Origin of the sequence: Streptomyces lancefieldiae (assembly GCF_031845825.1) — a bacterium.
GTDB classification, from domain to species: Bacteria; Actinomycetota; Actinomycetes; order Streptomycetales; family Streptomycetaceae; genus Streptomyces; species Streptomyces lancefieldiae.
Window position 1 is genome coordinate 116,040 of the sequence record NZ_JAVRFH010000005.1, and the last position, 24,309, is coordinate 140,348.

General features: G+C 71.3%; 17 protein-coding genes and 1 tRNA gene. 10 read left to right on the forward strand and 8 right to left on the reverse strand.

Features of this window, described 5'->3' with window-relative positions; genetic code table 11:
* Positions 1-15 precede the first annotated feature (15 nt).
* Positions 16-468 carry a hypothetical protein gene (locus RM812_RS06945; RefSeq protein ID WP_311571508.1) on the forward strand — a complete coding sequence of 151 codons (453 nt, stop codon included), beginning with the start codon at positions 16-18 and terminating at the stop codon, positions 466-468.
* A 478-nt stretch (positions 469-946) separates the two neighbouring features.
* Positions 947-2,098, forward strand: coding sequence for an MFS transporter (locus tag RM812_RS06950; RefSeq protein ID WP_311571509.1), 1,152 nt, complete (start codon positions 947-949; stop codon positions 2,096-2,098).
* Positions 2,099-2,579: 481 nt separating this feature from the next.
* Here RM812_RS06950 and RM812_RS06955 read toward each other — a convergent pair whose 3' ends face one another.
* Positions 2,580-3,347: an HNH endonuclease family protein gene (locus RM812_RS06955; RefSeq protein ID WP_311571510.1), complete on the reverse strand. Its 768-nt coding sequence runs from the start codon at positions 3,345-3,347 to the stop codon at positions 2,580-2,582.
* A gap of 136 nt (positions 3,348-3,483) precedes the next feature.
* On the opposite strand from RM812_RS06955, the gene RM812_RS06960 reads away from it, so the two are divergent.
* Positions 3,484-3,684, forward strand: coding sequence for an antitoxin (locus RM812_RS06960; protein WP_311571511.1), 201 nt, complete (start codon positions 3,484-3,486; stop codon positions 3,682-3,684).
* Between the two features lie 96 nt (positions 3,685-3,780).
* On the opposite strand, the gene mfd is transcribed toward RM812_RS06960, so the two are convergent.
* The 3 genes from mfd to RM812_RS06975 all read right to left on the reverse strand — a co-directional run bounded on the left by mfd (position 3,781) and on the right by RM812_RS06975 (position 11,069).
* Complete coding sequence (gene mfd, locus RM812_RS06965; RefSeq protein WP_311571512.1) at positions 3,781-7,314, reverse strand: transcription-repair coupling factor; 3,534 nt, start codon at positions 7,312-7,314, stop codon at positions 3,781-3,783.
* Positions 7,315-7,716: 402 nt separating this feature from the next.
* Positions 7,717-10,284 carry an ABC transporter permease gene (locus RM812_RS06970; protein ID WP_311571513.1) on the reverse strand — a complete coding sequence of 856 codons (2,568 nt, stop codon included), beginning with the start codon at positions 10,282-10,284 and terminating at the stop codon, positions 7,717-7,719.
* Positions 10,281-11,069 carry an ABC transporter ATP-binding protein gene (locus RM812_RS06975; protein WP_311571514.1) on the reverse strand — a complete coding sequence of 263 codons (789 nt, stop codon included), beginning with the start codon at positions 11,067-11,069 and terminating at the stop codon, positions 10,281-10,283. Before RM812_RS06975 ends, RM812_RS06970 begins: the two co-directional genes overlap by 4 nt.
* A 596-nt stretch (positions 11,070-11,665) precedes the next feature.
* Between RM812_RS06975 and RM812_RS06980 the strand changes: the two genes are divergently transcribed.
* Both RM812_RS06980 and RM812_RS06985 read left to right on the forward strand, forming a co-directional pair.
* A complete protein-coding gene (locus tag RM812_RS06980; protein WP_311571515.1) occupies positions 11,666-12,148 on the forward strand; it encodes a DUF485 domain-containing protein in 483 nt (160 codons plus the stop codon).
* The gene (locus tag RM812_RS06985) at positions 12,145-13,755 is read left to right on the forward strand and encodes a sodium/solute symporter (protein ID WP_311571516.1); all 1,611 of its coding nucleotides are present in this window, start codon (positions 12,145-12,147) and stop codon (positions 13,753-13,755) included. Before RM812_RS06980 ends, RM812_RS06985 begins: the two co-directional genes overlap by 4 nt.
* 193 nt (positions 13,756-13,948) lie before the next feature.
* On the opposite strand, the gene RM812_RS06990 is transcribed toward RM812_RS06985, so the two are convergent.
* From RM812_RS06990 to RM812_RS07000, 3 genes are all read right to left on the reverse strand, one after another.
* Entirely contained in the window at positions 13,949-14,833 is an 885-nt protein-coding gene (locus tag RM812_RS06990) for a cellulose-binding protein (RefSeq protein ID WP_311571517.1), read from the reverse strand.
* A 209-nt stretch (positions 14,834-15,042) separates the two neighbouring features.
* Positions 15,043-17,802, reverse strand: coding sequence for an SUKH-4 family immunity protein (locus tag RM812_RS06995; RefSeq protein WP_311571518.1), 2,760 nt, complete (start codon positions 17,800-17,802; stop codon positions 15,043-15,045).
* 7 nt (positions 17,803-17,809) lie between these two features.
* The gene (locus RM812_RS07000) at positions 17,810-18,817 is read right to left on the reverse strand and encodes an SMI1/KNR4 family protein (RefSeq protein ID WP_311571519.1); all 1,008 of its coding nucleotides are present in this window, start codon (positions 18,815-18,817) and stop codon (positions 17,810-17,812) included.
* Positions 18,818-19,103: 286 nt separating this feature from the next.
* Between RM812_RS07000 and RM812_RS07005 the strand changes: the two genes are divergently transcribed.
* Together RM812_RS07005 and RM812_RS07010 are read left to right on the forward strand one after the other, a co-directional pair.
* Entirely contained in the window at positions 19,104-19,634 is a 531-nt protein-coding gene (locus RM812_RS07005; RefSeq protein WP_311571520.1) for a YwqJ-related putative deaminase, read from the forward strand.
* 114 nt (positions 19,635-19,748) lie between these two features.
* On the forward strand, positions 19,749-20,243 hold the full coding sequence (locus tag RM812_RS07010; protein ID WP_311571521.1) for an SUKH-3 domain-containing protein: 495 nt from the start codon (positions 19,749-19,751) through the stop codon (positions 20,241-20,243).
* 12 nt (positions 20,244-20,255) lie between these two features.
* Here the strand turns inward: RM812_RS07010 and RM812_RS07015 are convergent, their stop codons facing one another.
* Positions 20,256-21,563, reverse strand: coding sequence for a sensor histidine kinase (locus RM812_RS07015; protein ID WP_311571522.1), 1,308 nt, complete (start codon positions 21,561-21,563; stop codon positions 20,256-20,258).
* 135 nt (positions 21,564-21,698) lie between these two features.
* Between RM812_RS07015 and RM812_RS07020 the strand changes: the two genes are divergently transcribed.
* From RM812_RS07020 to glmU, 3 genes are all read left to right on the forward strand, one after another.
* Positions 21,699-22,574, forward strand: a complete 876-nt coding sequence (locus RM812_RS07020; protein ID WP_394816426.1) for a hypothetical protein — start codon at positions 21,699-21,701, stop codon at positions 22,572-22,574.
* Positions 22,575-22,580: 6 nt separating this feature from the next.
* Positions 22,581-22,651, forward strand: a tRNA-Gln gene (locus RM812_RS07025).
* Positions 22,652-22,777: 126 nt separating this feature from the next.
* Complete coding sequence (glmU, locus tag RM812_RS07030) at positions 22,778-24,226, forward strand: bifunctional UDP-N-acetylglucosamine diphosphorylase/glucosamine-1-phosphate N-acetyltransferase GlmU (protein ID WP_311571524.1); 1,449 nt, start codon at positions 22,778-22,780, stop codon at positions 24,224-24,226.
* The last annotated feature ends 83 nt before the right edge of the window (positions 24,227-24,309 follow it).

A 24,309-nucleotide genomic window follows, 5' to 3' on the forward strand; every position in this document is an offset into this window, starting at 1 on the left:
AGGGCCCCGCACACGGTGAACCGTAAGCGCACCGTCTTCAGCAATTGCCTCCGCTACGCGGTCGAACGGGAGCTACTGCCGACCCTGCCCCTCGACAAGGTCGACTGGACTCCGCCTGAAACTGACGACGAGATCGACTTCCGGTTCGTACCCGGCCCGAAGCTGGCGAAGGAACTGATCGACACTGTAGGCGAGCAGGGGGCGCGCGGGCGCCACCTGATGGCGTTCTTCGGCTGTCTCTACTACGCGGCCAACCGCCTTGGGGAGGCGGCCAATCTCCGGGAAGAAGACTTCACCTTGCCCGAAGAGGGTTGGGGAGAAGTGCTGCTGTCCACGGGCACACCCCGCGTCGGCTCCGGGTGGACCGACACAGGCCAGTCGTTCGATACGCGCGGCCTGAAGAAGCGGGCCCGCAAGGCGACCCGGCCTGTGCCGATTCCCCCCGTCCTCGTCCACCTGGTCCGCTAGCACATCAAGGAGTTCGGTAGCGCCGACTACGGCCGGCTGTTCCGCGCGGCCCAGGGAGGCGGCCTGTTGTCCAAGGAGTACGGGAAGCTTGGAAAGCGGCTCGACTCTCGGTGTTGACCGAATCCGAAGCGGTTCCCCCCTGGCTGACGTGCCTTACTCCCTGCGTCACGCGGGCGTCTCACTCTGGCTTGAGTCCGGCGTCTCCCCAGCCGAAGCCGCACGCCGGGCCGGACACAGCATCGCGGTTCTCTTCCGGTTCTATGCCAAAGCAACTCACCCCAACCAGGCCCGCTCAAACGAACAGATCGAGCGGGCTTTTGCAGGCCGCCGAAGAGGAGTAGACGGGACAGGCCAAACAACGCCGCCCCGCCGATGTCATAGACGCGTCGCCCCCACTGGAAAACGAGTGGGGGCGACAGCCATTCCGGTGCTACTTCTTGGCCATATGGTGACGACGCAACCGGCTTCATGGCACAGAATGGCAGTGCTCGCGGCCCTGATGCTGGCCGCCTTCACCTTCAACACTGCGGAGAACCTGCCGGTCGGTCTCCTGGAACTCATCTCCGAGGGCCTACATGTGTCAGTGTCAGCGGTCGGCTACCTGGTCACCGGCTACGGCGTGACAGTCGCCCTGGCGTCCTTGCCGCTGGCCCACGTCACGCGGGCCATGCCTCGACGCCATGTGCTTGCGGGACTGCTGGCCGCTCTCATCGTGTCCAGTCTGGTCGCGGCACTGGCCACGTCCTACTCGCTGCTGCTCACAGCGCGGGTAATGACCGCGCTCGCTCAGGCGCTGTTCTGGGCCGTAATGGGGCCGGTCGCGGTGGGCCTGTTCCCACCGGAGGTCCGAGGGCGAGTAGTGGGGGCGCTGTCGGTCGCCGGTTCGCTCGCCCTCGTGGTTGGTGTTCCCTTGGGGACCTGGATCGGCCAGCAGAGCGACTGGCCAGTGCCACTCGCTCTGCTGGCGGCTCTCGGGCTTCTCTCCCTCTTAACGATCGCCGCCCTGTTGCCGACCTCGCGTCCGGACGAGGGGCGGGCCGCTTACGGTTCCAAGCCTGACACGCGCCGGTTCGGGACCGTACTCGCGGCCGGCGCACTGTCCGCCACCGGAGCGTTCGCGGGATTCACCTACATCGTGAAGTTCCTGGGGGATGTGAGCGGGTTCTCCCCCAGCACAGTCAATGCTCTGTTCGCCGCTTTCGGCGTTGCGTGCCTGACCGGAGTGGGTATCGCCGGGGCACTGCTGGACCGCTTCCCGCACTCCACGCTGACCACGGCCGTAGCCACCCAGGCAGTGGGCATGCTCGGTCTGTACGGAACCGGTACTCATTCCTTGGCAGCAGTGCTGTTTCTGGTGTTGATGGGCGGTGCACTTGGGCCAGTGTTCATGGCCACACAGAACGAGATGCTGCATTGCGCACCTGGCCGCACCGACATCGCCCTTGCGGCCAACTCCGGTGCCTACAACGCCGGCATCGCCGCGGGGGCCGCGCTCGGGGGATTGGTCCTGCCGCTCGCCGACGTGCGGGGCATCTTCCTCGTGGGCGGGCTGCTGTCCGTCGGGTCCTGCGCCGTCCTGGTCGGCGGGCGACTGCTGCTGCGGCACAAGCCTTCAACGTCTGGGTTGTGACCGACGCCCCTGGTCACAGCACTTCCCACGATCCGATTCTGGTCCACGCCTGGTCCACAGCACTGATCCACAACGCAACAGAGCCGCATCAAGGTAAGACAGACCACACGCAGAAGGGGCACCCCTCGCTGAGGGACACCCCTTCTGACCAGCACGTCTGTGACCTGCGGCGGCGATGCGGTCTGGCCTTGCGCGGGCGCTGTCGCGCTCTCGCATTGTTCAAGTAGACCTCCCGCGGCGCCCCCTGGTCGTCATGGGGCACCGCGCACCGCCCGTACCAACGCCAGTGGCCGAGCCCCTCGAACCTCGGCACGTACGACCGGTCGGCTTCCGCGTGCCCAGCACCCGCAGCGCCTCCTCGGTCGCGGGCCACGGCAGCCGTTCCTCCTGCGGCCTCCAGTCGCCACCCGGGCCCCAGTAGCAGTCCCGCACTGACGACCGCCTGGGCCACGAGGGGGCGGAGAATTGAGCCGGAGCTGCTTCAGGCGCCGCACTGCTTCAGCATCATCGCCTTGTCCGCCGTCGTCACCGGGAGCTCGTACTTGTCGGCGACCTGCGCGAACCGTACCGCGTACGAGCACCGGATCTTCTTGTTCGGCGGCAGCCAGGAACCGGGTCCCGAGTCCCGTTTCACCGAGTTGGCGCGCCCTTCGACGGGAAGCAGATTGAGCACGTCGTTCGCCAGCTGCTCGCGCTTGCTCTCCGGCCATCGGGCAGCCCCCATCTGCCAGCTGTAGGACAGCGGGACCACGTGGTCGATCTGCACCTCGGCCGCCTTCGCCTTCTTCCAGGCGATGTCCTTGCCGGTGTAAGGGTCGTACAGGTCCATCGAGACGACCACACAGTCGGAGCCCGCCCGGAACCGGACGTGGTGACCGTGGAGCTTCAGCACGTCGTTCCGCGTGTCACAGCCGTTCCTCGCCAGCGGTACTCCGTCCGCCGTGTCCGTCCACGCAGAGCCGTACTCGTCCCGGTCGTACCCCGTCTTCGGGCCCCGCCCCTTCGTGGACACCTCCTCGATGATCTTCCGACCCGCCGCCCGGTCCGCTTCCGTCGTCACCGGCGAGAGTCCCGGCTTCGTACCGTCCGGGTTCTCCAGCGGGCTGACGGCTCGGCCGTCCGGGGCCGCCGGGGCGCCACCGTCCTTGGCCGAGGGAGCGTCGTCCAGGCCCTCGCATCCGGTGACCAGGGCCAGAGCGAGGGCCGCGCCCGCGGCCCATCCGGTACGGATCCTGCTGTGCCGCCTCATGCGGGCCCCTCCCCTTGCCGTTCGCCAGTACCACGGTAGCGACGGAGAGGTTCAGACCATAGGGGGCGTTTGTTGGGCATACAGGGCGTATCTGTCGTACGGTCGGCAGTGAGTCACGTCTCGGAAGGAGCTCTGCATGGGCATCCTCGACAAGATGAAGAGCATGGCGGGCAAGGACAAGGACAGGTCAAGGAAGATGTCCGACGCCGCCGAGCGCCAGGTCAACCAGAGGACCGGCGGCAAGTACGAGAAGCAGGTCGACGCCGCGCAGCAGCAGGCCGAGGGCAAGCTCGGTATCGGGCGCGAGCGGGGCGGGGGCCGCCGGGAGCAGCAGTAGGGTGCTCCCCACACCTCGCACACATGCACACCTCGCACACATGGAAAGCCGTCCACGGGCCTGTCCCCGTGGACGGCTTCTGCGGTGGGCGGGCGGCTACGACCCCAGGATCGAGGTCAGGAACTCGCCCACCCAGCCGAGCAGTTCCCGCCCGACCAGCGGCTTGCCGCCCACCTTCGCGGTCTTCGGGCGCGGCACGAGCACCTGGTGGGTGCCCGCCTTGATGACGCTCCCGGGGTAGAGCCGCTTGAGCCGCAGCTCCTGGGACTCGCGCAACTCCACCGGCGCGAACCGGATGTTGTTGCCCTGGAGCACGATCTCGCCGACGGCGCACGCCCGCGCGAGCATCCGCAGGCCCGCGACCAGCAGCAGGTTCTCCACCGGCTCCGGCAACTTGCCGTAACGGTCGACGAGTTCCTCCCGTACGGCCTTGATGTCCTCCTCGCTGTTGGCGGAGGCGATGGACCGGTACGCCTGGAGCCGCAGCCGCTCGCCGGGGGCGTAGTCGTGCGGGACGTGCGCGTCGACCGGCAGCTCGATCTTGACCTCGAGCGGCGGCTCCTCCTCGACACCGCCCTCCAGGGAGGCCCGGTAGTCGGCGACGGCCTCACCGACCATGCGTACGTACAGGTCGAAGCCGACGCCCGCGATGTGGCCGGACTGCTCGCCGCCCAGCAGGTTGCCGGCGCCGCGGATCTCCAGGTCCTTCATCGCCACGTACATGCCCGCGCCCATCTCGGTGTGCTGGGCGATGGTGGCGAGCCGCTCGTGGGCGGTCTCGGTCAGCGGCTTCTCCGGCGGGTAGAGGAAGTAGGCGTAGCCGCGTTCCCGTCCTCGGCCGACCCGGCCGCGCAGCTGGTGGAGCTGGCTGAGACCGAAGTTGTCGCCGCGCTCGACGATCAGGGTGTTGGCGTTGGAGATGTCGATGCCGGACTCGACGATGGTCGTGGAGACGAGCACGTCGAACTTCTTCTCCCAGAAGTCGACGACGACCTGTTCGAGGGCCTGTTCGGACATCTGTCCGTGGGCGGTGGCGATGCGCGCCTCGGGGACGATCTCACGCAGCCGGGCCGCCGCGCGGTCGATGGACTCCACCCGGTTGTGGATGTAGAAGACCTGGCCCTCGCGCAGCAGCTCGCGGCGGATCGCGGCGCCGATCTGCTTCTGCTCGTAGGGGCCGACGAAGGTCAGCACCGGGTGGCGTTCCTCGGGCGGGGTGGTGATCGTCGACATCTCGCGGATGCCGGTGACCGCCATCTCCAGGGTCCGGGGGATGGGGGTGGCGGACATGGTCAGGACGTCGACGTTGGCGCGGAGCTTCTTCAGCTGCTCCTTGTGCTCGACGCCGAAGCGCTGCTCCTCGTCGACGATGACCAGGCCGAGGTCCTTGAACTTCGTCTCGGAGGAGAAGAGGCGGTGGGTGCCGATGACGACGTCCACCGCGCCCTCGCGCAGGCCCTCCAGGGTCGCCTTCGCCTCGGTGTCGGTCTGGAAGCGGGACAGCGCCCTCACGTTCACGGGGAACTGGGCGTACCGCTCGCTGAACGTCCCGAAGTGCTGCTGCACCAGCAGGGTCGTCGGGACGAGTACGGCCACCTGCTTGCCGTCCTGTACGGCCTTGAAGGCGGCGCGGACCGCGATCTCGGTCTTGCCGTAGCCGACGTCGCCGCAGATCAGGCGGTCCATGGGGACCGTCTTCTCCATGTCGTCCTTGACCTCGGCGATGGTGGTGAGCTGGTCCGGCGTCTCCGCGTAGGGGAAGGCGTCCTCCAGCTCGCGCTGCCAGGGGGTGTCCGCGCCGAACGCGTGGCCGGGGGCAGCCATCCGGGCGCTGTAGAGCTTGATCAGGTCGGCGGCGATCTCCTTGACCGCCTTCTTCGCACGGGCCTTGGTCTTGGTCCAGTCGGCGCCGCCCAGGCGGTGCAGGGTGGGGGCCTCGCCGCCGACGTACTTGGTGATCTGCTCCAGCTGGTCGGTGGGGATGTAGAGCCGGTCGCCGGGCTGGCCGCGCTTGGCGGGTGCGTACTCCACGACCAGGTACTCGCGGGTGGCGCCCTGCACGGTGCGCTGCACCATCTCGATGTAGCGGCCCACGCCGTGCTGCTCGTGGACGATGTAGTCGCCGGCCTCCAGGGTCAGCGGGTCGATGGTCTTGCGGCGCCGGGCCGGCATCCGGGCGCCCTCGCGGCCGGCGGCCTTCTGCCCGGTCAGGTCGGTCTCGGTGAGCACGGCCAGCTTGAGCGCCCGGTCGACGAAGCCGTGGTCGATCGAGCCGCAGGAGACGTGCACGACCGAGGGGCTGAGCGTGTCCAGGTCGTTGTCCAGGCGGGCCGCGATGCCCTCGCCGCCGAGGACCTCGACGGTGCGGGCGGCCGGGCCGTGGCCCTCGGTGAGGTAGACCGCGCGCCAGCCGTCGGCGAGCCAGCCCTTGGTGTCGGCCAGCGCCTTGGCGGTGTCGCCGCGGTAGGTCTCGGAGGCGTGCATGCCGAGCTTGAGGGTGTCGGCCTCTTCGAGCGCGTCGTCGGCGGCGAACGGGGAGACCGACCACCACATCATGTCCAGTTCGCGGGCCCGGTCCCGGACGTCCGCGATGGACCACAGGGAGGCCGCGTCCACGTCGATCGGCGCCTCGCCGCCGCCGGCGGTGGCCGCCCAGGAGGCCTGGAGGAACTCCTGGCTCGTGGCCACGAGGTCGGCGGCCCGCGTACGCACCCGCTCCGGGTCGCAGACGACGGCCATGGCGCCCTTGGGCAGCACGTCCAGCAGCAGTTCCATGTCGTCGACGAGCACGGGGGCCAGGGACTCCATGCCCTCGACGGCGATGCCCTCGGCGATCTTGCCGAGCAGTTCGCCCAGCTCGGGGTGGTCCTCGGCGAGGGCGCGGGCGCGGGCGCGTACGTCCTCGGTGAGCAGCAGCTCGCGGCAGGGCGGGGCCCACAGGCCGTGGTCGGCGACCTCCAGGGAGCGCTGGTCGGCGACCTTGAAGTAGCGGATCTCCTCGACGTCGTCGCCCCAGAACTCGACGCGGAGGGGGTGCTCCTCGGTCGGCGGGAAGACGTCCAGGATGCCGCCGCGTACGGCGAACTCGCCGCGCTTCTCCACCAGCTCCACGCGCGCGTACGCGGCGGCTGCCAGGGCTTCGACGATCTCGTTCAGGTCGGCGTTCTGCCCGGTGCGCAGCGCCACCGGCTCCAGGTCGCCGAGGCCCTTGACCTGCGGCTGGAGTACGGAGCGCACGGGCGCGACGACGACGGAGACCGGGCCGGTCTCGGGGTCGTCGGGGCGGGGGTGGGCCAGGCGCCGCAGGACGGCGAGGCGGCGGCCGACGGTGTCGCTGCGGGGGCTGAGCCGCTCGTGCGGGAGGGTCTCCCAGGAGGGGTACTCCACGACGCCCTCCGGGGGGAGCAGGGAGCGCAGGGCCGCGGCCAGGTCCTCGGCCTCGCGTCCCGTCGCGGTCACCGCCAGCACGGGGCGGCCCGTCTCACGGGCCAGGGCGGCGACCGAGAAGGCGCGGGCCGCGGGGGGGCCGACCAGGTCGACGTGCATGCGGTTGCCGTCTGCGGCCGCCGAGATCGCTTCCGCGAGGGCGGTGTCCTTGACGACGGCGTCGAGCAGACCGTGCAGGCTCATGGAGGGGCGCTTTCCGTCCTGGGTGGCAACACGAATAACCCGACGCGGTGAGGGCCGGGGGTGTCCAGCGTACGTCGCTGCGCGGGCCGGCGTCGGGGGCTGTGGATGACGTCCGGTGCGGGGTGGGCGGCGCCGCGGTGGCCCAACCAGGGGGCTCCGCCCCCTGGACCCCCGGGCCTGTGCCCACCCACCACCCGACTCTGTGGGCTGAAAGGTGAACGCCCAGGGTGACGGACGCCTCCGCCGACGGAAAGCGAAGGCCGAGGCGGCAGCCGGGTCGAAGGGCGGGAAGTCGGGGTGTTGGTGGGGCGGTGGTGGGGAAATGAGGCCGGCGCCGGAAGTCCTCAGGACTTCCGGCGCCGGGCCTTCCCCGCAACCCCCGTGTGCGGTGACCGGCGGTCGCTACTCCGTCGCGATGGCGTTCAGGACGTTCATGCGGCCCGCCCGGAACGCCGGGACCAGGGCGGCGAACAGGCCCACGAAGGCCGAACCGATGAAGACGCCGATGATGGTCGGCCAGGGGATGTCGAGGACGTTCAGTCCCTCAAGGGCGAGCAGCTTCTGGGCCGTGGCGCCCCAGCCCATGCCCAGCCCCAGGCCCAGCAGGGCGCCGAAGAGGGCGATGACCACGGACTCCAGGCGGATCATCCGGCGCAGCTGGCGGCGGGAGAGGCCGATCGCCCGCATCAGGCCGATCTCGCGGGTCCGCTCGACCACCGACAGCGCCAGCGTGTTCACCACACCGAGGACCGCGACGATGATCGCCAGGGCGAGCAGGCCGTAGACCATGTTCAGCAGCTGGCCGACCTGGTCCTTGAGCTCCTGCTTGTAGTCGGTCTGGTCGCGCACCTGGTACTGCGGGTACGGGTCCAGCGACTTCTTCAGCGCCGCGTACGCCTGCTCCGCCTGGCCGTCCGCGGCCTTGGCGAACATGATCGTGTTCGGCGGGATGCTCTCGGCCGGCAGGTACTTCCGCATCGTCTCGATGCTGATGTACCGCGCGCCCTGGTCGATGGCCACGTCGTCGTCCGTGATCGCGGCGACCTTGAGCTTGGCGGTCTCGCCGCCCTTGAAGGCGACGGAGATCGTGTCGCCCACGTGCACGCCGTGCTTCTCGGCGTAGTCCGTGCCGACCGACATGGCGTCCGGTCCGTAGGCGGCGGAGAGCTCGCCCTGCGTCGTCGCGCGGTTCACGTCCTCGGCGTACGTCGGGTCGGCGGCCGTGAGGCCGTCGTCGTCCGTCTTGCCGTCGGGTGAGGTCAGCGTGGCGTCGAGGACCTTGTAGCGGGTGACGTGCTCCAGGCCGGGCGTGTCCTGCATCGCCTTCTCGGCCTGCGGCACGATCCGCTGGTTGCCCTCGACGATGAAGTCCGCGCCGACCGTCTTGTCCAGCTCGCTCGTGGCGGAGGCGACCATCGAGGAGCCGACGACCGAGAGGCAGGCCACCAGCGCGAGGCCGATCATCAGGGCGGCACCCGTGGCACCGGTGCGGCGCGGGTTGCGCAGGGCGTTGCGCTCGGCCAGGCGGCCCACCGGCCCGAAGGCCCGCAGCAGCACGGCGCTGAGCACCCGCACCACGAAGCCGGCCAGCAGCGGGCCGATGACGACGAAGCCGATGAGGGACAGCACGATGCCCGCGCCGAGCATCATCGAGCCCTCGCTCGCCTTGTCCGCGGCGGCGGCCGTGAACAGGGCCGCGGCGCCGGCGCCGGTGAGGACCAGGCCGATCAGGCCGCGTATCCAGCCGGCCTTGGCGTCGGCCGGCGTACCGGCGTCGCGCAGGGCGGCCATCGGGGAGACCTTGCCGGCGCGGCGGGCCGGCAGGTAGGCGGCCAGGACGGTGACGACGACGCCGAGGACCAGGCCGATCACGGGGGTCGCCGTCTTGATGGTCAGGTCGTCGGTGGACAGGTTCATGCCCGCCGCCGACATCAGCTTCATCAGGCCGACGGCTATCCCGACACCGGCCGCGACGCCGAGGATCGAGCCGACGATGCCGAGGAGCAGTGCCTCGACCAGCACCGAGCGGTTGACCTGGCGGCGGGAGGAGCCGATGGCCCGCATCAGGCCGATCTCGCGGGTGCGCTGGGCGACCAGCATGGAGAAGGTGTTGATGATCAGGAAGATGCCGACCAGGAACGCGATGCCGGCGAAGCCGAGCATGGCGTACTTGATGACGTCCATGAACTCGCCGATGTCCTCGCGGCCTTCGTCGGACGCCTCCTTCGCCGTCTGGACCTTGTACGCGCCGCCGTCAAGGGCCCCCAAGACGTTCTGCTTGAGCTGCGCGTCGGTGACACCGGACGCGGCGGTGACGTTGAACTGGCTGAACCGGTCCGCGCCGCCGAGCAGTTGGCGCTGGGCGGTGGGGGTGTCGAAGTAGACGACCGCGGCACCGGGGTTGGTGACGGTGAAGGAGGCGATACCGACGATCTTCGCCTTGAAGTCGCCGGTCTGCGCGATGGTGCGCAGCTCGTCGCCTATCTTCAGGTCGTGCTTGTCGGCGGTGTCGGAGTCGACCATCGTCTCGGTCGGGCCGCGCGGCGCGTGCCCGGAAGTGATCTCCATGGACCGCAGGTCGTTCTTGGTCCAGTTCCCGGCGAGGGTCGGGGCTCCGCTGGTGGCCCCCACGTTGTCGTTGTCGGCGTTGACGACGGTCACGTTCATCGAGACGACCGCGCCCTCGACCGACTTCACGCCCTCGACCGACCGGATCTTCTCCAGCGTGGACGCCGGCAGCGACTCGGGCACCCCGCTCTGCGGCGCGTCCTCGGCCTCGGCGTCCTTCGGGGCGACCGTCACGTCGGACGTCGAGACCGCGAATATCTTGTCGAAGGTGGTGTTCATCGTGTCCGTGAACACCAGGGTGCCGCACACGAACGCCACCGACAGCAGCACCGCCACCGCCGAGAGCGCCATGCGGCCCTTGTGCGCGAAGAAGTTGCGCATCGAGGTCTTGACGACGGTCATGACGTACGCCCCCGGGCGTCGAAGTCCTTCATGCGGTCGAGGACGGCGTCCGCGGTCGGCTTGTGCATCTCGTCCACGATGCGGCCGTCGGCGAGGTACAGCACCCGGTCCGCGTAGCTGGCGGCCACCGGGTCGTGGGTGACCATCACGATGGTCTGGCCCAGCTCGTCGACCGACTGGCGCAGGAAGCCCAGCACCTCGGCGCCGGCGCGCGAGTCGAGGTTTCCGGTCGGCTCGTCACCGAAGATGATCTCGGGCCGCGCGGCCAGTGCCCGCGCCACCGCGACCCGCTGCTGCTGGCCGCCGGAGAGCTGGGTGGGCCGGTGCTTGAGCCGCCCGGCGAGTCCCACGGTCTCCACGACCCGGTCCAGCCACGCCCGGTCGTACTTGCGCCCGGCGATGTCCATGGGCAGCGTGATGTTCTCGATCGCGTTCAGCGTCGGGAGCAGGTTGAACGCCTGGAAGATGAAGCCGATCCGGTCCCGGCGCAGCTGCGTGAGCCTCTTGTCCTTCAGGCCGGTGATCTCGGTCTCGTCCAGGTAGATCTGGCCGCCGGTCACGGTGTCCAGGCCGGCCAGGCAGTGCATCAGCGTGGACTTGCCGGACCCCGACGGGCCCATGATCGCGGTGAACTGGCCGCGGGCGATGTCCACGTCCACGTGGTCGAGGGCGACCACCCGGGTCTCGCCCGATCCGTACGCCTTCACGACCTGCCGCGCTCGCGCGGCAACGGCCGTACGTCCTCCAGTGCTCCCGTGCCGGGGAATGGTTACGGCCGATGTCATGGCAAGTCTCCTATGTCGGTCATCAAGTGAGCCGTCGGTGCCGTCGGTGCCCGCCGAGCGGTACCGGTGTGCGTGTCGCTGCTGCTTCGAAGAGTCTGGCCCGAACCAGGGGTCGACCGCGCTGGTGCTCAGCGCACTCTTTTGCTGGGGAAAACCCCACCCCCACAGGTCCGGTTCACCGCCCCCCAGCGGCGTAGAGCCAGATTAAGGACGCCGCCGGGCCCGCCTCGTCCTCCGTCGGTACGAACCCTCCCCGACCCGTAGTACGGAGGTACCCCTAGGGGCAGTCCACCCATCGGCGGAGCCGGCCTCGGGGTCGCCTCCTCCTTCGGGTGCTTCGAGCATCCACCCTCCCGTGACGGCAGGGTCAAACGGAACGTCCGCTCCGCGGCGCGTAGTTGTGCCGGGGCAACGCCGTCGTCCGGAATCGCTGGGCGCAATCCCCGAGGTCAGCGCCATCCCGTACATACCGACCACCCCGTGCGGGGAAAACCGCTCGCGGTCCCGTACCGGCGAGTAGCGTGCGTGGCCCGCACCGCACCCCCACTCCCTGCGGTCCGCCGCACCGGACCCGAACCCACGCAAGGAGCACCGGGATGACCCACGACCCGTTCCCGCACCGGACCCCGCCCTCACCCTCGCCCCCGCCTACGTACGTCCCCCACCAGTCCCCGCACGCGCCGCCGCCGTACTCCCCGACGCCGTACGCCCCGCCGTACTCCCCGACGCCGTACGCCCCCCGCCCGTTCGGGCGCCACAGCGGCCACCGCGAGCACAGCGACCACTGTGACATGCGGGCGCTGCGCACCGCCTGTCGACGGCAGCGGCGCACCGCCACGTTCGCCGCACTCGGCTACTTCCTCCTCTTCCTCGGCCTGTCGGCGTTCTCCCCGTCGACCCTGACCGGCACCGTCACCGACGGGCTGCCCCTCGGCCTGCTCCTCGCGCTGCTGCAACTCCCCGTCACCTGGCTCGCGATCGCCCTGTACGAGCACACCGCGCGCCGGGGCGTCGACCCGCTCGCCGACCGCATCCGCAAGGAGAGCGAAGTGGCCGCGCGCCGGGAGGCGACCCGATGACGGGCTTCAGCGACAACGCCCAGTCGATGGCCCTGGTCGCCTTCACGGTCATCGCGACGGTCACGCTGCTGCTGTGCGTGATGACCGGCCCGGACCGGGACGACCTGGACGAGTTCTACACCGGCTACAGCTCCCTGTCCCCGATGCGCAACGGCCTGGCGATCGCGGGCGACTACATCTCCGCGGCGACCGTCCTCGGCACCTGCGGCGTGATCGCGCTGTTCGGCTACGACGGGGTGGTCCTCGCCCTGAGCACCGCCCTGTCCCTGCTGCTGCTCATGGTCCTGATGGCCGAACCCCTGCGCAACGCGGGCCGGTTCACCATGGGCGACGTACTGGCCCGGCGCACGGCGGGCCGAAGCGTACGGATCACCGCGTGCGTGGTCACCATCGCCGCACTGCTGCCGATGATGCTGGTGCAGCTGGCGGGCACCGGCCAACTGCTGTCGTTCCTCCTCGGGTTCACCAACGAGACCGTGCAGACGGGCTGCATCGTCGGTCTGGGCGCCCTGATGATCAGCTACGCGGCGATCGGCGGCATGAAGGGCACCGCCCTCATCCAGATCCTGAAGATCGTGATGCTGCTGGGCTCGGGCGCCGTGGTCACCGTACTGATCCTCGACCGGTTCGACTGGAACCCCGGCGCCCTCTTCGACGCCGCCGCCCACGGCAGCGGCGCGGGGCAGGCCTTCCTGCATCCCGGCCTGGAGTACGCCGCCGGACCCCTGCCGGGCCTGGACATGGTCTCCTCCCAGCTGGCGGTGGTGCTCGGCGGCGCCTGCCTGCCGCACGTCACCATGCGCATGTACACCGCCTCCAGCGCACGCCAGGTACGCCGGTCGATGTCCTGGGCCGTGTCCCTGGTGGCCCTGTTCGTACTCGTCGTCACGGTGGTCGGGTTCGGCGCGACCGCCCTGGTCGGACGGGAGACGGTCGCCAGGCTGGACGCCGCGGGCAACACCGCCTTCCTGCTGGGCTCCCGGGCGGCCTTCGGGACCGGTGTGACGACGGTGGAGACGTTCCTGTTCACCACCGTCAGCACCGCCCTGTTCCTCACCCTGCTCGCCTCCGTGGCCGGCATGATCCTCGCCTGCGCCAACTCCCTGGCCCACGACGTGTTCGCGACCCGGGCGCGGAAGCCGTCACCGCGCCGGGAGATGACGCTCGCCCGGTTGTCGGCGCTGGCCGTGGGCATCCCCGCGATCATCCTGGCGACCCTGGTGCAGCACCGCAGCCTGCAGCCGCTGGCCACCCTCTCCTTCTGCCTGGGCGCCTCGGCCCTGTGCCCCGCCCTGGTCTACAGCCTCTTCTGGCGCCGCTTCACCCGCGGGGGCCTGCTGTGGACGCTGATCGGCGGCTCCGTCACGGTGGTGGCCCTGATGCCGGGCACCAGCCTGGTCTCCGGCACCCCGGTCGCCGCGTTCCCCGAGGCCGACTTCAACTGGTTCCCGTTCACCACCACCGGCCTGGTCTCCATCCCGGCCGGATTCCTGTGCGGCTGGCTGGGCACCCTGGCCTCCGGCCGCCGACACGCACAGGAGCAGCGCCGGCGGTACGAGGCACTGGAGGCGGGGCTCCTGGCGGGTGCGGTACGCAGAGGCGAGTGACGGCGGCACCGCGGGCACGACAGTGACGGCGGCACCGCGGGCACGACAGTGACGGCGGCACCGCGGGCACGACAGTGACGGCGGCACCGCGGGCACGACGGTGACGGCGGCACCGCGGGCGCGACGGTGACGGCGGCGCCGCGGGCGCGACGGTGACGGCGGCACCGCGGGCGCGGGGCCGGTGCCCGCGGTGTCACTCCACCGCCCGCCCCGTCAGTGAGCGGAGGCTGCTGCGCGCCGAGTCCATGTGGGCCTGCACGTCGTCCCACCGGTCCCCGTGCTCGCGCAGCACCCGCTCCGTCTCGCGGGCGATCCGCTCCTGACGCACCCGGGCCTCGGCGACCACCTCGGCCGCCCGGGCCCGGGCCTCCTCCTGCCGACGTGCGGCCGCCGCCTCGGCGTCGGCCAGGGCCCGCTCCGCCTCGCCCATCTCCCGCTCGGCGCGCGCCAAAAGCTCCGCATGGTGCGCGTCCAGGGCCTTCACCCGTTCGGCCTCCGCCTGCTCGGCCGCGGCCCCCCGTTCGGCGTGCTCCCTGCTCTGCTCGTCGAGCATCCCGGTGGTGCGCGCGCGCATCTCACGCAACGCGGCCAGCGCCTCGGCCCGCCCGGCCTTCACCTCGCGTCGCGCCGCGACCCGCATCCCGTCGGCCTCCGCGCGCGCCGCGAGCAACCGCTGCCGGGCCCACTCGTCGGCCTCGGCCCGTACGGCGTCGGCGTGCGCCCGCGCGGTCTCACGCACGCCCCTCGCGTAGTCGCGAGCGTCCGCCATCAGGCTCTCCGCCGCACGCCGCGCGCCCTCCCGCAGGGCCTCGGCCTCCTCCTGCCCGAGCTGGAAGAGGCGGCGGGCGCGCTCCCCGAGCGCCTCGTAGTCCTGCGGGGCGAGTCCCGCCACCGTCTCCCGCAGCCGCTCCAGTTCCGTACCCATCTCACGGGCGAGCACGGTGAGCCGGGCCGCCCGCTCCCACGCGGCGTCACGTTCCTGGGAGAGGGCCTCGGCACACGCGTCGGCCTGTGCTGGACGGTAGCCGCGCCCCCGTACGACCACGAAGCCGTGCGGCGACGCCGATGCGCTGCTCATGCCGGAACCCCTGTTTCGCCCGAGTCTCACCCGATTCAATGACAATCAGCGCATATCTTTATGGATCAGAATGAGTCACACATAACGTGACACTCCGACGCAGCGCCGCAGCAGCGACACACCACGAGAAAAGGGGCCGGGCCCGGTCGCACACGAGAGCGACCGGGCCCGGCCCCTGAGAAGCCGACGGTGTCAGCGGCGCGGCCGCCTCACAGCAACCCGTCCCACATCTGCTCCAGCAGCACCGACCACCAGCTCTCCGGCGATCCCAGCGCCGCCGGGTCCAGCGCGGCCAGCTGAGCCTGGAAGTCCACCGTCCAGCGACCCGCCTGCTCCTGGTTCAGACCGAACCTCAGCCGCCACATCCGGCCCAGCAGCGCCAGGCAGCGCGCGAACTCCGGCAGCCCCGTGTTCACGAACTGCGGCGGCACGGGCGCACCGCCCGGCCCCGCCTCCACCGGCACCGCCACGATGGCCGCCGTGCCGTACTGCACGCAGATCGCGCGGCCGAAGTCACTGCCGACGACGAGGTACGAGCCCGCGTCCGAGGCCGGCTGCACCCCCCGCTCGGCCGCCAGCTCCGCCAGCGTCGGCACCGGACGGCCCGGCTGGGCCTGCGCCCAGAAGAACGGCCCCATGTCCATCGGCAGGCCCGCCGCCACCAGCGTGTGCGCCACGACCGGCGGCACACCCTGCCGGGACACCGCGGCCTGCTCGAACCGGAAGACGCCCGGCCCGAACGCGGCACCCAGCTCCTGCCCGATGGCCTCCGGCGGAACCGGCGGCACCGGCTGCACCTGCGGCAGCGGCGCCCGCACCGGCGCCGGACGCGCCGGCCCGTCGGCCACCTGGTGCAGCTCGCCCTGGTGTGCCAGCAACTGCCCCATGCCCTGCTGCCGGCTCGCGTGGTCCGTGCCGTACGGCGCGATCGAGGTGATCCGCGCCTGCGGCCACTGCTCCCGGATCATCCGCGCGCAGTACGCGCCCGGCAGCTCGCACGACTCCAGCTCCGTGTGCAGCTCCAGCACCTGGTCCGGCGGCACGTTCATGGCCCGCAGCTCGTGGAAGATCTGCCACTCCGGGTGCGGCGTACCCGGCGCCGAACGCCGGATCAACTGCTGCTCGGACCCGTCCTGCGCGCGGTAGCGCAGGACGGCCTGGTAGCCCGGGCCGACGGTCGGCAGACCGGCGGGCTGCTGCGGGTAGCCGTACGCCGTCGGGTGACCGGGCTGACCGGGTGGCGGCATCGCGCCGGGCGGCGTGGCTCCTGGCGGCATCGCGCCGGGCGGCATGGGCTGTGCGGCACCCGGTCCACCCGGCGCACCCGGACCGCCGGGAACACCCGGAGCACCCGGGGGCGGCGGAGGCGCGCCGGGACCGCCCACCGGCGGCGCGGCCAGCACGGTCTGCGCATGGTGCACGGCACCACCCGCGCCCCCTGAAGAACCCTGCGCCGCACCGGGCACGCCAGGAGCGGAGGGAGGCGGCGGTGCACCCGCACCAGCAGGCGCGCCGGGAGCGCCCGGAGCGCCGGGAGGTGCGGGAGGTGCGGGCGGCGGACCGGGACGCTGAGGCGCCCCACCGCCCGTCCGGCCCGGGTCGGCCAGCATCGTGGCGGCATGGTGCATCCCGCCCGGCGGAGTCCCACCAGGGGCGCTCGGCGGAGGCGGCGTACCCGGCGCACCCGGACCGGCCGGAGGAGCGCTCGGCGGCGGCGGCGTACCCGGACCGCCCGCACCACCCGGACCCTCGGGACCGAGCGACGACACCAGTTGCGTCGGTACGTACCCGCCCACCGCCGCGCCCGGCGAGCCAGGCGCACCCGGCGCGTGCGGCCCCGACGGCGGCGGAGGCGTGCTCCCCGGCCGCGCGCCCGGCGTCCCCGGAGCACCCGGCGGAGGCGGCGTGGTCGAGCCACCGCCCCGGCGCGGCGGAGGCGCCGCCTTGCTGGTCGCGGCGTCGGCGATGTCCCCGGCATTCGGCGCGAGCGGCCGGGCGGGCGTGGCGGACGCACCGGGAGCGGCCGGCGCCGACGGCGCGGCCGGTGGCGGCGTACCCGCCCCCGCGGACGCGGCCGGCGCGTTCGACTCGTCGATCGCCGGCGCGAGCGCCGTCGGTGGAAGCGCGCTGCCCCCCGACATCAGCGCCGTCTTGGCGTCCGACGCCGCCGAGGGCGTCGGCGTACCGTCGTCGGCACCGCTCAACGGCGGCGCGAACACGGTCGCGGGCAGCGGTACGGAACGGTCCTCGCCGGCGTCCGCGTTGGTGTCCGTCCCCGCCCAGGGCGTCGCCCCGACAGGCGCACCCGGCACACCCGCCGCACCGGCGCCACCGGCGGCCGGCCACGCCGCACCACTCCCCTGCGCACCCGCCGAAGCGGCAGACGCCGCAGGAGCAGACGCAGCGGCAGGAGCCGCGGGAGCAGACGGGGCACCAGGCGCGGCAGCCGGAGCACCAGGCGCCCCAGCCCCGGAAGACCCGGAAGACCCGGCAGGCGCCGACGGAACCCCCGCCCGGGTCTCGGGCAGCGCACCCGAACCGGCCCCGCCGGTGGCACCACCGCCACCCTCGTGGTCCCCCCGCCGCCGATCGGGAATCCCCAGCTTGTCCGCCGCCTCCTGCAGCCACTCCGGCGGACTCAACAAGAACGACGTCTGATTAAGATCCACCCGCGCCGCGGGCGCCGGCGCCGACTCCCCGGCCCCCTCGGAACGGCCGTACTCCTCCTCGTACCGGCGGATCACCTCACCCACCGGCAACCCCGGCCACAGCGTCGCCTCACCGCTGTCCCGCGCGAGCACCAACCGCTGCGCGCCGCCGTCCGAACGCGGCCCGTCCGCACGGTCCTCGGCCCACACCACGAACCCGAGGTCGAACTCCCGCACCCGCACCTCACGGTGCTGGTACGCCGGCAGCTCGCCGTTGACCCACTCCTCGGCGCGCTCCTGCGCCTGCGCGTACGTCACCATCGTCAGCTCACTCCCCCACCGAAGACGCCGAAGACGCCGACGCCACGGGCACCGCACGCGCGAACCCGCCGTCCACCATCAGGTTCGCCACCGTCTCCAGCTCCGGCGGAGAACCCGCCAACCGCGACAGGAACGCGTCGAAGTCCTCACCACAGGGCAGCAGCAACCGCTCCACCCGCTCCGCCGGCGGCCACGCCGGATCCACGTCCCGCGCGTCGTCGTACGCGCAGAACCACACCGAACCGATCCGCTCGCCCTTCACCTTCACCGCCAGCAGGCCACCCTGGACGAACGCGACACCCAGATAATCCTTCGTCAGGTGGTCCCGCAGACACTTGTTGACGTACACCAGGTCATTGACCGCCGCCTCCTCACGCACCGTGAAGAACGGCTGGTCCACCAGCAGCCCCAGCTCCGCGTCCAACGCCGTACCCACCGGCGCGCAGCCACCCGCCGCCTTCAGGAACGACCGGTACGCACCCGGCAGCCGGTACCCGAGGTCCTCCTCGACCCCCTGCACCTGCTGCTCCGACACCGCCAGACCCGACTTCGGCAGCCCGAAATGCACCGGCCGCGTCTCCTGCAACGGCCGCGTGCCCCGCTTGCCCTGGTCCACCGCCGCCGTCGCGATCCCGCCGTGATGCCGCAGCAGCGCCTTCACCTCGACCGGGACCAGCTCCATCCGCCGCGACCCGGCCACGTGATGCCACGTCCAGCCGTGCGGCGTCGCCACCGCCGGCACCGTGTCCCACAACTCGTGCCCCGACGCCGACAGCGCCGCGTTCGCCGACACGTAGTCCGTCAGCCGCAACTCGTCGACCCCGAACCCCTCCGGCGGCTCCGCGATCTCCGCGACCGCACGGGCGTACGGCGCGAAAACGGGATAACCGCCCTCGTCCACCCGCACCCCTCTCGGGTGACGGGCCGCCCGCACCGGATCCGGGAAATGCACGACCTGCCCGGCGTAGGCCGCGTTCGGCGGCGCGGCTCGCTGCCCGAGCCGACCTGTCGTCATGGCGGTTGCCCCCTGCGGCGTCTGTCTGATCCGTCTGCACTGTCTGATGCACCGCACGCGATCGCGGTGGCGACAGCCTATGCGGTACGACGACACCGGTCACCGGCACCGGACACCGCACCCGACACCCGACCCTCCGCTTCCGTGACCAGCCGTCACCCTCCCGTGACACACCGCCCACACACCACCCGCACACGGGCGTGTCACCACGCCCCAGCTTCCGCACCAGCCACGCCATTTGGCACCCTGTGACCTTCGGGGGGATGCTCAGGAGGGGAAAATGACCATGAGTGCGACACAGACGGGACCGCACACCGGCCGGTCCGACGACCCCGGCAGCGGCGACCCCCGCATCGGCTGGAGCGCCACCGAAGGCCTCCACACCCCCACCCTCCACCACCGCCGCGACGGCATCCTCCCCACCGTCGCCGCCGCGCTCTCCGTCCGCGGCACCACCCTCACCGGCACCGCCACCCGCGCCGACACACCTCCCCCCCTGCACCACCTCGTCCAGGACTTCCTCGACACCCTCACCAGCGGCCAACGCGACCGCTACACCGGCCGCTGCGCCGAGACCATCCTCATCTCACGGCACCTCACCACCGCCGAGGCCGCCCGCAGCAAACGCGCCTCCCGCAAACCCATGACCAACGGCGAAGCACGCAGAGCCCTCAAACACGCCAAACTCACCACCCGGCACATCCGCGAGGACGGCGACCCCCTCCACGGCAGCTTCGCCCCGCCCTGCCGCGCCTGCACCGCCCTCAGCGCCCACTTCGGCGTCCGCGTCGTCGACCCGACCACCAGCGGCGACTGACCCCACGACAGACGCCCCACGCCGCACCGGACACCCGACGCCGGCCCCCGAGGCCCCACGACGACCCACGACGACCCACGACGACCCACGACGACCGAAACGAACCAAGGGCAGATGCACGCCGACCGCACCTCCACCACCCGCTTCCCCGTCCCCGTCGACGCCGCCCTGCGCGACGCCGGCTGGCAGCCCGGACGCTGGGACATCAAGCAGGCAGAGATCTGGGCCGACGCCCTGCGCGAGCACACCTCACCCGCCGGACACCGCCACACCGTCTTCCCCGCCGCCGTCGAGGCCTGGGCCGAATTCGGCGGCCTGCACATCACACCCACCGGCCCCGGCCGCCAGGTCGCCCCCGCCACCGTGCACCTCGACCCCCTGCACGGCCTCCACATGGCCCGCACCCTCGGCGACCTCGGCCGCGCCCTCGAGACCCAGACCTGCCCCCTCGGCACCGAGACCGACAGCCAGGCCCTCATCGCCATCGACGCCGACGGCCGCGTCTACGCCCTCGACCACACCGGCGACTGGTACCTCGGCCCCGACATCGACCGGGCCCTCGCCACCCTCGTCGCCGGCGCCCAGCCCACCCGCCTCACCACGGGCTGACCCACCTCGCGGCTACGACGCCGGAATCACCGCCGACACCCGGAAACCCCCCGCGTCCGTCGGCCCCGACACGAACACACCGCCCAGAGCGGCCACCCGCTCCTTCATCCCCACCAGCCCATTGCCCCCCGACGGCAACCGCGCCGACGACTCCGACGACACCTCCGGCGGCGGCTCGTTCTCCACCTGCATCGCGATCTCCGACACCCGGTGCGCCAGCCGCACATACGTCTTCGCACCCGCCGCATGCTTGTGCACGTTCGTCAACGCCTCCTGCACCACCCGGAACGCCGTCGACTCCACCACCGCCGCATACGACCGCCGCTCCCCCTCCACGGACAGATCCACGACCATCCCGGCCGCCTCCGACTGCCCGATCAACTCGTCCAACTCGGACAGGGACGGCCCCTCCCCGTCCTCCACCGCCCGCGAAGCCGCCGCCGCCGCGGCCACCCCCACCGCGGCCAACGGCACCGACGCACGCTCCGCACGCCCACCGGCCCCGCCGCTGCGCAGCACCCCGAGCATCTCCCGCAGCTCCGTCAGCGCCTGCCGACCCATGTCCCCCACGAGAGCCGCGTTCCGCACCGCCTTCTCCGGGTCCTTGCGCGCCACGGCCTGAAGCGCGGCGGCGTGCACCACCATCAGACTCACCCGATGCGCGACCACGTCATGCATCTCCCGCGCGATCCGCGTCCGCTCCTCGTTGCGCGCCCACTCGGCACGCTCCTCCGCCCGCTCCGCGAGCAACTGGAGCTCCCGCTCCAGACTGTCCGCCCGCTCCCGCAAGCTCTCCATCAACCGCCGCCGCGCCCCCACGTACATGCCCAGCAGCAACGGCGGGGCGGTCAGCCCCAGCGAGGTCGTGATCGACGCGAAGGGCAGGAACCAGTCCCCGATCCCCAGGTCCTCCCGCGCCATGTCCTGCCGCACCCGCACGAACGTCACGATCAACGTCCCCAGCAACGACATCCCGGCCAGCGCACCGATGATCCGCCGAGGCAACTCCGACGCCGCCAGCGTGTACAGGCCGACGATGCCCATCAGGAAGCCCATCTCGGCCGGCGTGACGGCGATCGTCACCAGCACCACCGCGATCGGCCACTTCCGCCGCACCACCAGCACCGAACCGGCCAGCAACCCGAAGACGATCCCCAGCGCCCAGGGAATCCCGGCATCCCTCGCGAACGGAACGCCCTCCGCCGCGCACTCCAACGCGGACGCGACACCGAGGCTCACATCGAGCACCGCACCGCGCCGCCTGTCCCACCACCAAGGCCCACCCCGGGCCGGTGCGTGTTCTTCCCCCGTCGTGGTCATGCCCTCCAGCCTACGGGCGGCGGGCGGCACATTTCCGGCGACTTTCGACAAGCGATACGACGCGATATCCCTCGAACTCGTGAACCCTCCGGCGACCAGCACCGGAGCCACCCATTCCGGCCGGACGGTATGCCCATGGCACATCCACAAGGCAAGTACGCGGACTTCGAGGGACTCCGGGAGCGTGCGGTGGCACTGCGGCGCGAGGGGCTCAGCCGCCGCCAGATCCGCGACCGGCTGCACGTCGACAACAACGACATCCTCAACCGGCTCCTGGAGGGCGAGCCTCCTCCGGAATGGACGAAACGCCCGAACGCGAAGGACGACCTGAGGGACAGGGCACGGGAGCTACGGCTCCGGGGCTGGACGTACGACCAGATCCAGGTGGAGCTGGGGTGCAGCAAGAGTTCCATCTCGCTCTGGGTGCGGGACCTGCCGAAGCCGGAGCGGCGGACACGCACCCGTGAGGAGGCCTCCGCCATCGCCAGAAGGGGCTGGGAGGCGAAGCTCCGAGTACGCGAAGAAGAGCGGCAGCAGACCATGCGGCAGGCATCCCAAGAGATGGGCACGATGACCGACCGCGAGCTCTTCGCGGCAGGCGTGGCCCTCTATTGGGCGGAAGGCGCGAAGAGCAAACCGTACTCACGCCGTGAGCGCGTCACCTTCGTCAACAGCGACCCGAACGTGATCTCGGTCTTCCTGGCCTGGTTGAAACTGCTGCGCGTGGATCCCGCCAGCCTCCGATTTGCCGTGCAGATCCACGAGACCGCCGACGTAGCCGGAGCCGAGGCGTTCTGGGCCGCCCATGTCGGCATCGGGACGTCCGACCTGCTGAAGACCACCCTCAAGCGACACAATCCGAGCACCAACCGGAAGAACACCGACCAGAGCTACCGGGGCTGCCTACGCATCGACGTGCGAGGCGGAGCGGACCTGTACCGTCGCATCGAAGGCTGGTGGTACGGCATAGTAGGTGCTGCCTCCGCAGTCGATCTAGCAAATCGGACATAGCGGTAGTCCCGGGTCGTCTAAGGGCAAGACGTCAGATTTTGGTTCTGATCATGGGGGTTCGAGTCCTCCCCCGGGAGCAGTTGTTCGGTTCGGGTCCTGACTTGCAGACAGTGCCGTCAGGGCCCGCACTCATGCCCCCCCACGAACCACCCCGGTATCCTGCGGATGTCCACCCCCTCCCCCTCAAAGCCGAAGGGCATCCCGTGAGCGCCATTCGCCCGGCAGCCGTCGTCGTTCTCGCAGCGGGTGAGGGCACCCGTATGAAGTCGGCCACACCCAAGGTCCTGCACGAGCTGTGCGGCCGTTCCCTCGTCGGGCACGTCCTCGCCGCCGCCGGTGAGCTCGACCCCGAGAACCTGGTCGTCGTCGTCGGGCACGCCCGCGAGAAGGTCACCGCGCACCTCGCCGAGGTCGCCCCCGACGTGCGCACCGCCGTGCAGGAGCAGCAGAACGGCACGGGTCATGCCGTGCGGATGGGGCTGGAGGCGCTGGGCGGTGCCCTGGACGGCACGGTCGTGGTCGTCTGTGGTGACACCCCCCTCCTGACCGGCGGGACGCTGCAGGCGCTGGCCGCCACCCACTCCGCCGACGGCAACGCCGTGACCGTGCTGACGGCCGAGGTGCCGGACGCGACGGGGTACGGCCGGATCGTGCGGGACGGGGCGTCGGGTGCCGTCACCGCGATCGTCGAGCACAAGGACGCCTCGGAGTCGCAGCGGGCGATCCGTGAGATCAACTCCGGGGTGTTCGCCTTCGACGGGCAGCTGCTCGCCGACGCGCTCGGGAAGGTGCGGACCGACAACAGCCAGGGCGAGGAGTACCTCACCGACGTCCTCGGGATCCTGCGTGAGGCCGGTCACCGGGTCGGTGCCTCCGTGGCCGGTGATCACCGGGAGATCGCGGGGATCAACAACCGGGTGCAGCTCGCCGAGGCGCGTCGGATCCTCAACGACCGGCTGCTGACGCGGGCGATGCTGGCCGGCGTGACGGTCGTGGATCCGGCGACGACGTGGGTCGACGTGACGGTGACCTTCGGGCAGGACGTGGTCGTCCACCCGGGGACGCAGTTGCACGGCGCCACGCATCTCGCGGAGGGGTCCGAGGTGGGGCCGAACTCCCGGCTCACGGACACCCGGGTCGGCGCGGGCGCGCGCGTGGACAACACGGTCTCGATGGGTGCCGACGTGGGTCCGGAGGCGAAGGTGGGCCCGTACGCGTATCTGCGTCCCGGCACGCGTCTGGGGCTGAGGTCCAAGGTGGGTACGTACGTCGAGACGAAGAACGCCTCGATCGGCGAGGGCTCCAAGGTGCCGCATCTCTCCTATGTGGGTGACGCGACGATCGGTGAGTACACGAACATCGGTGCGGCGAGTGTGTTCGTGAACTACGACGGGCAGGACAAGCACCACACCACGGTGGGGTCCCACTGCCGCACGGGTTCGGACAACATGTTTGTGGCTCCTGTCACGGTCGGGGACGGTGCCTACACCGCTGCCGGCTCGGTGATCACGAAGGACGTGCCGCCCGGTTCGCTGGCCGTGGCCCGGGGCCAGCAGCGGAATATCGAGGGTTGGGTGGCTCGAAAGCGTCCGGGGAGCGCGGCGGCGAAGGCGGCCGAGGCGGTGGCTCCGGAGTCCGGCGGCGAAGGCTGACCGGAAACCGGTGCGTCGAACACGGCGTACCGTGATAAGTGCACATCCGCACCCCACCAGCTGAGACGCCCCCGCAGCCAGCC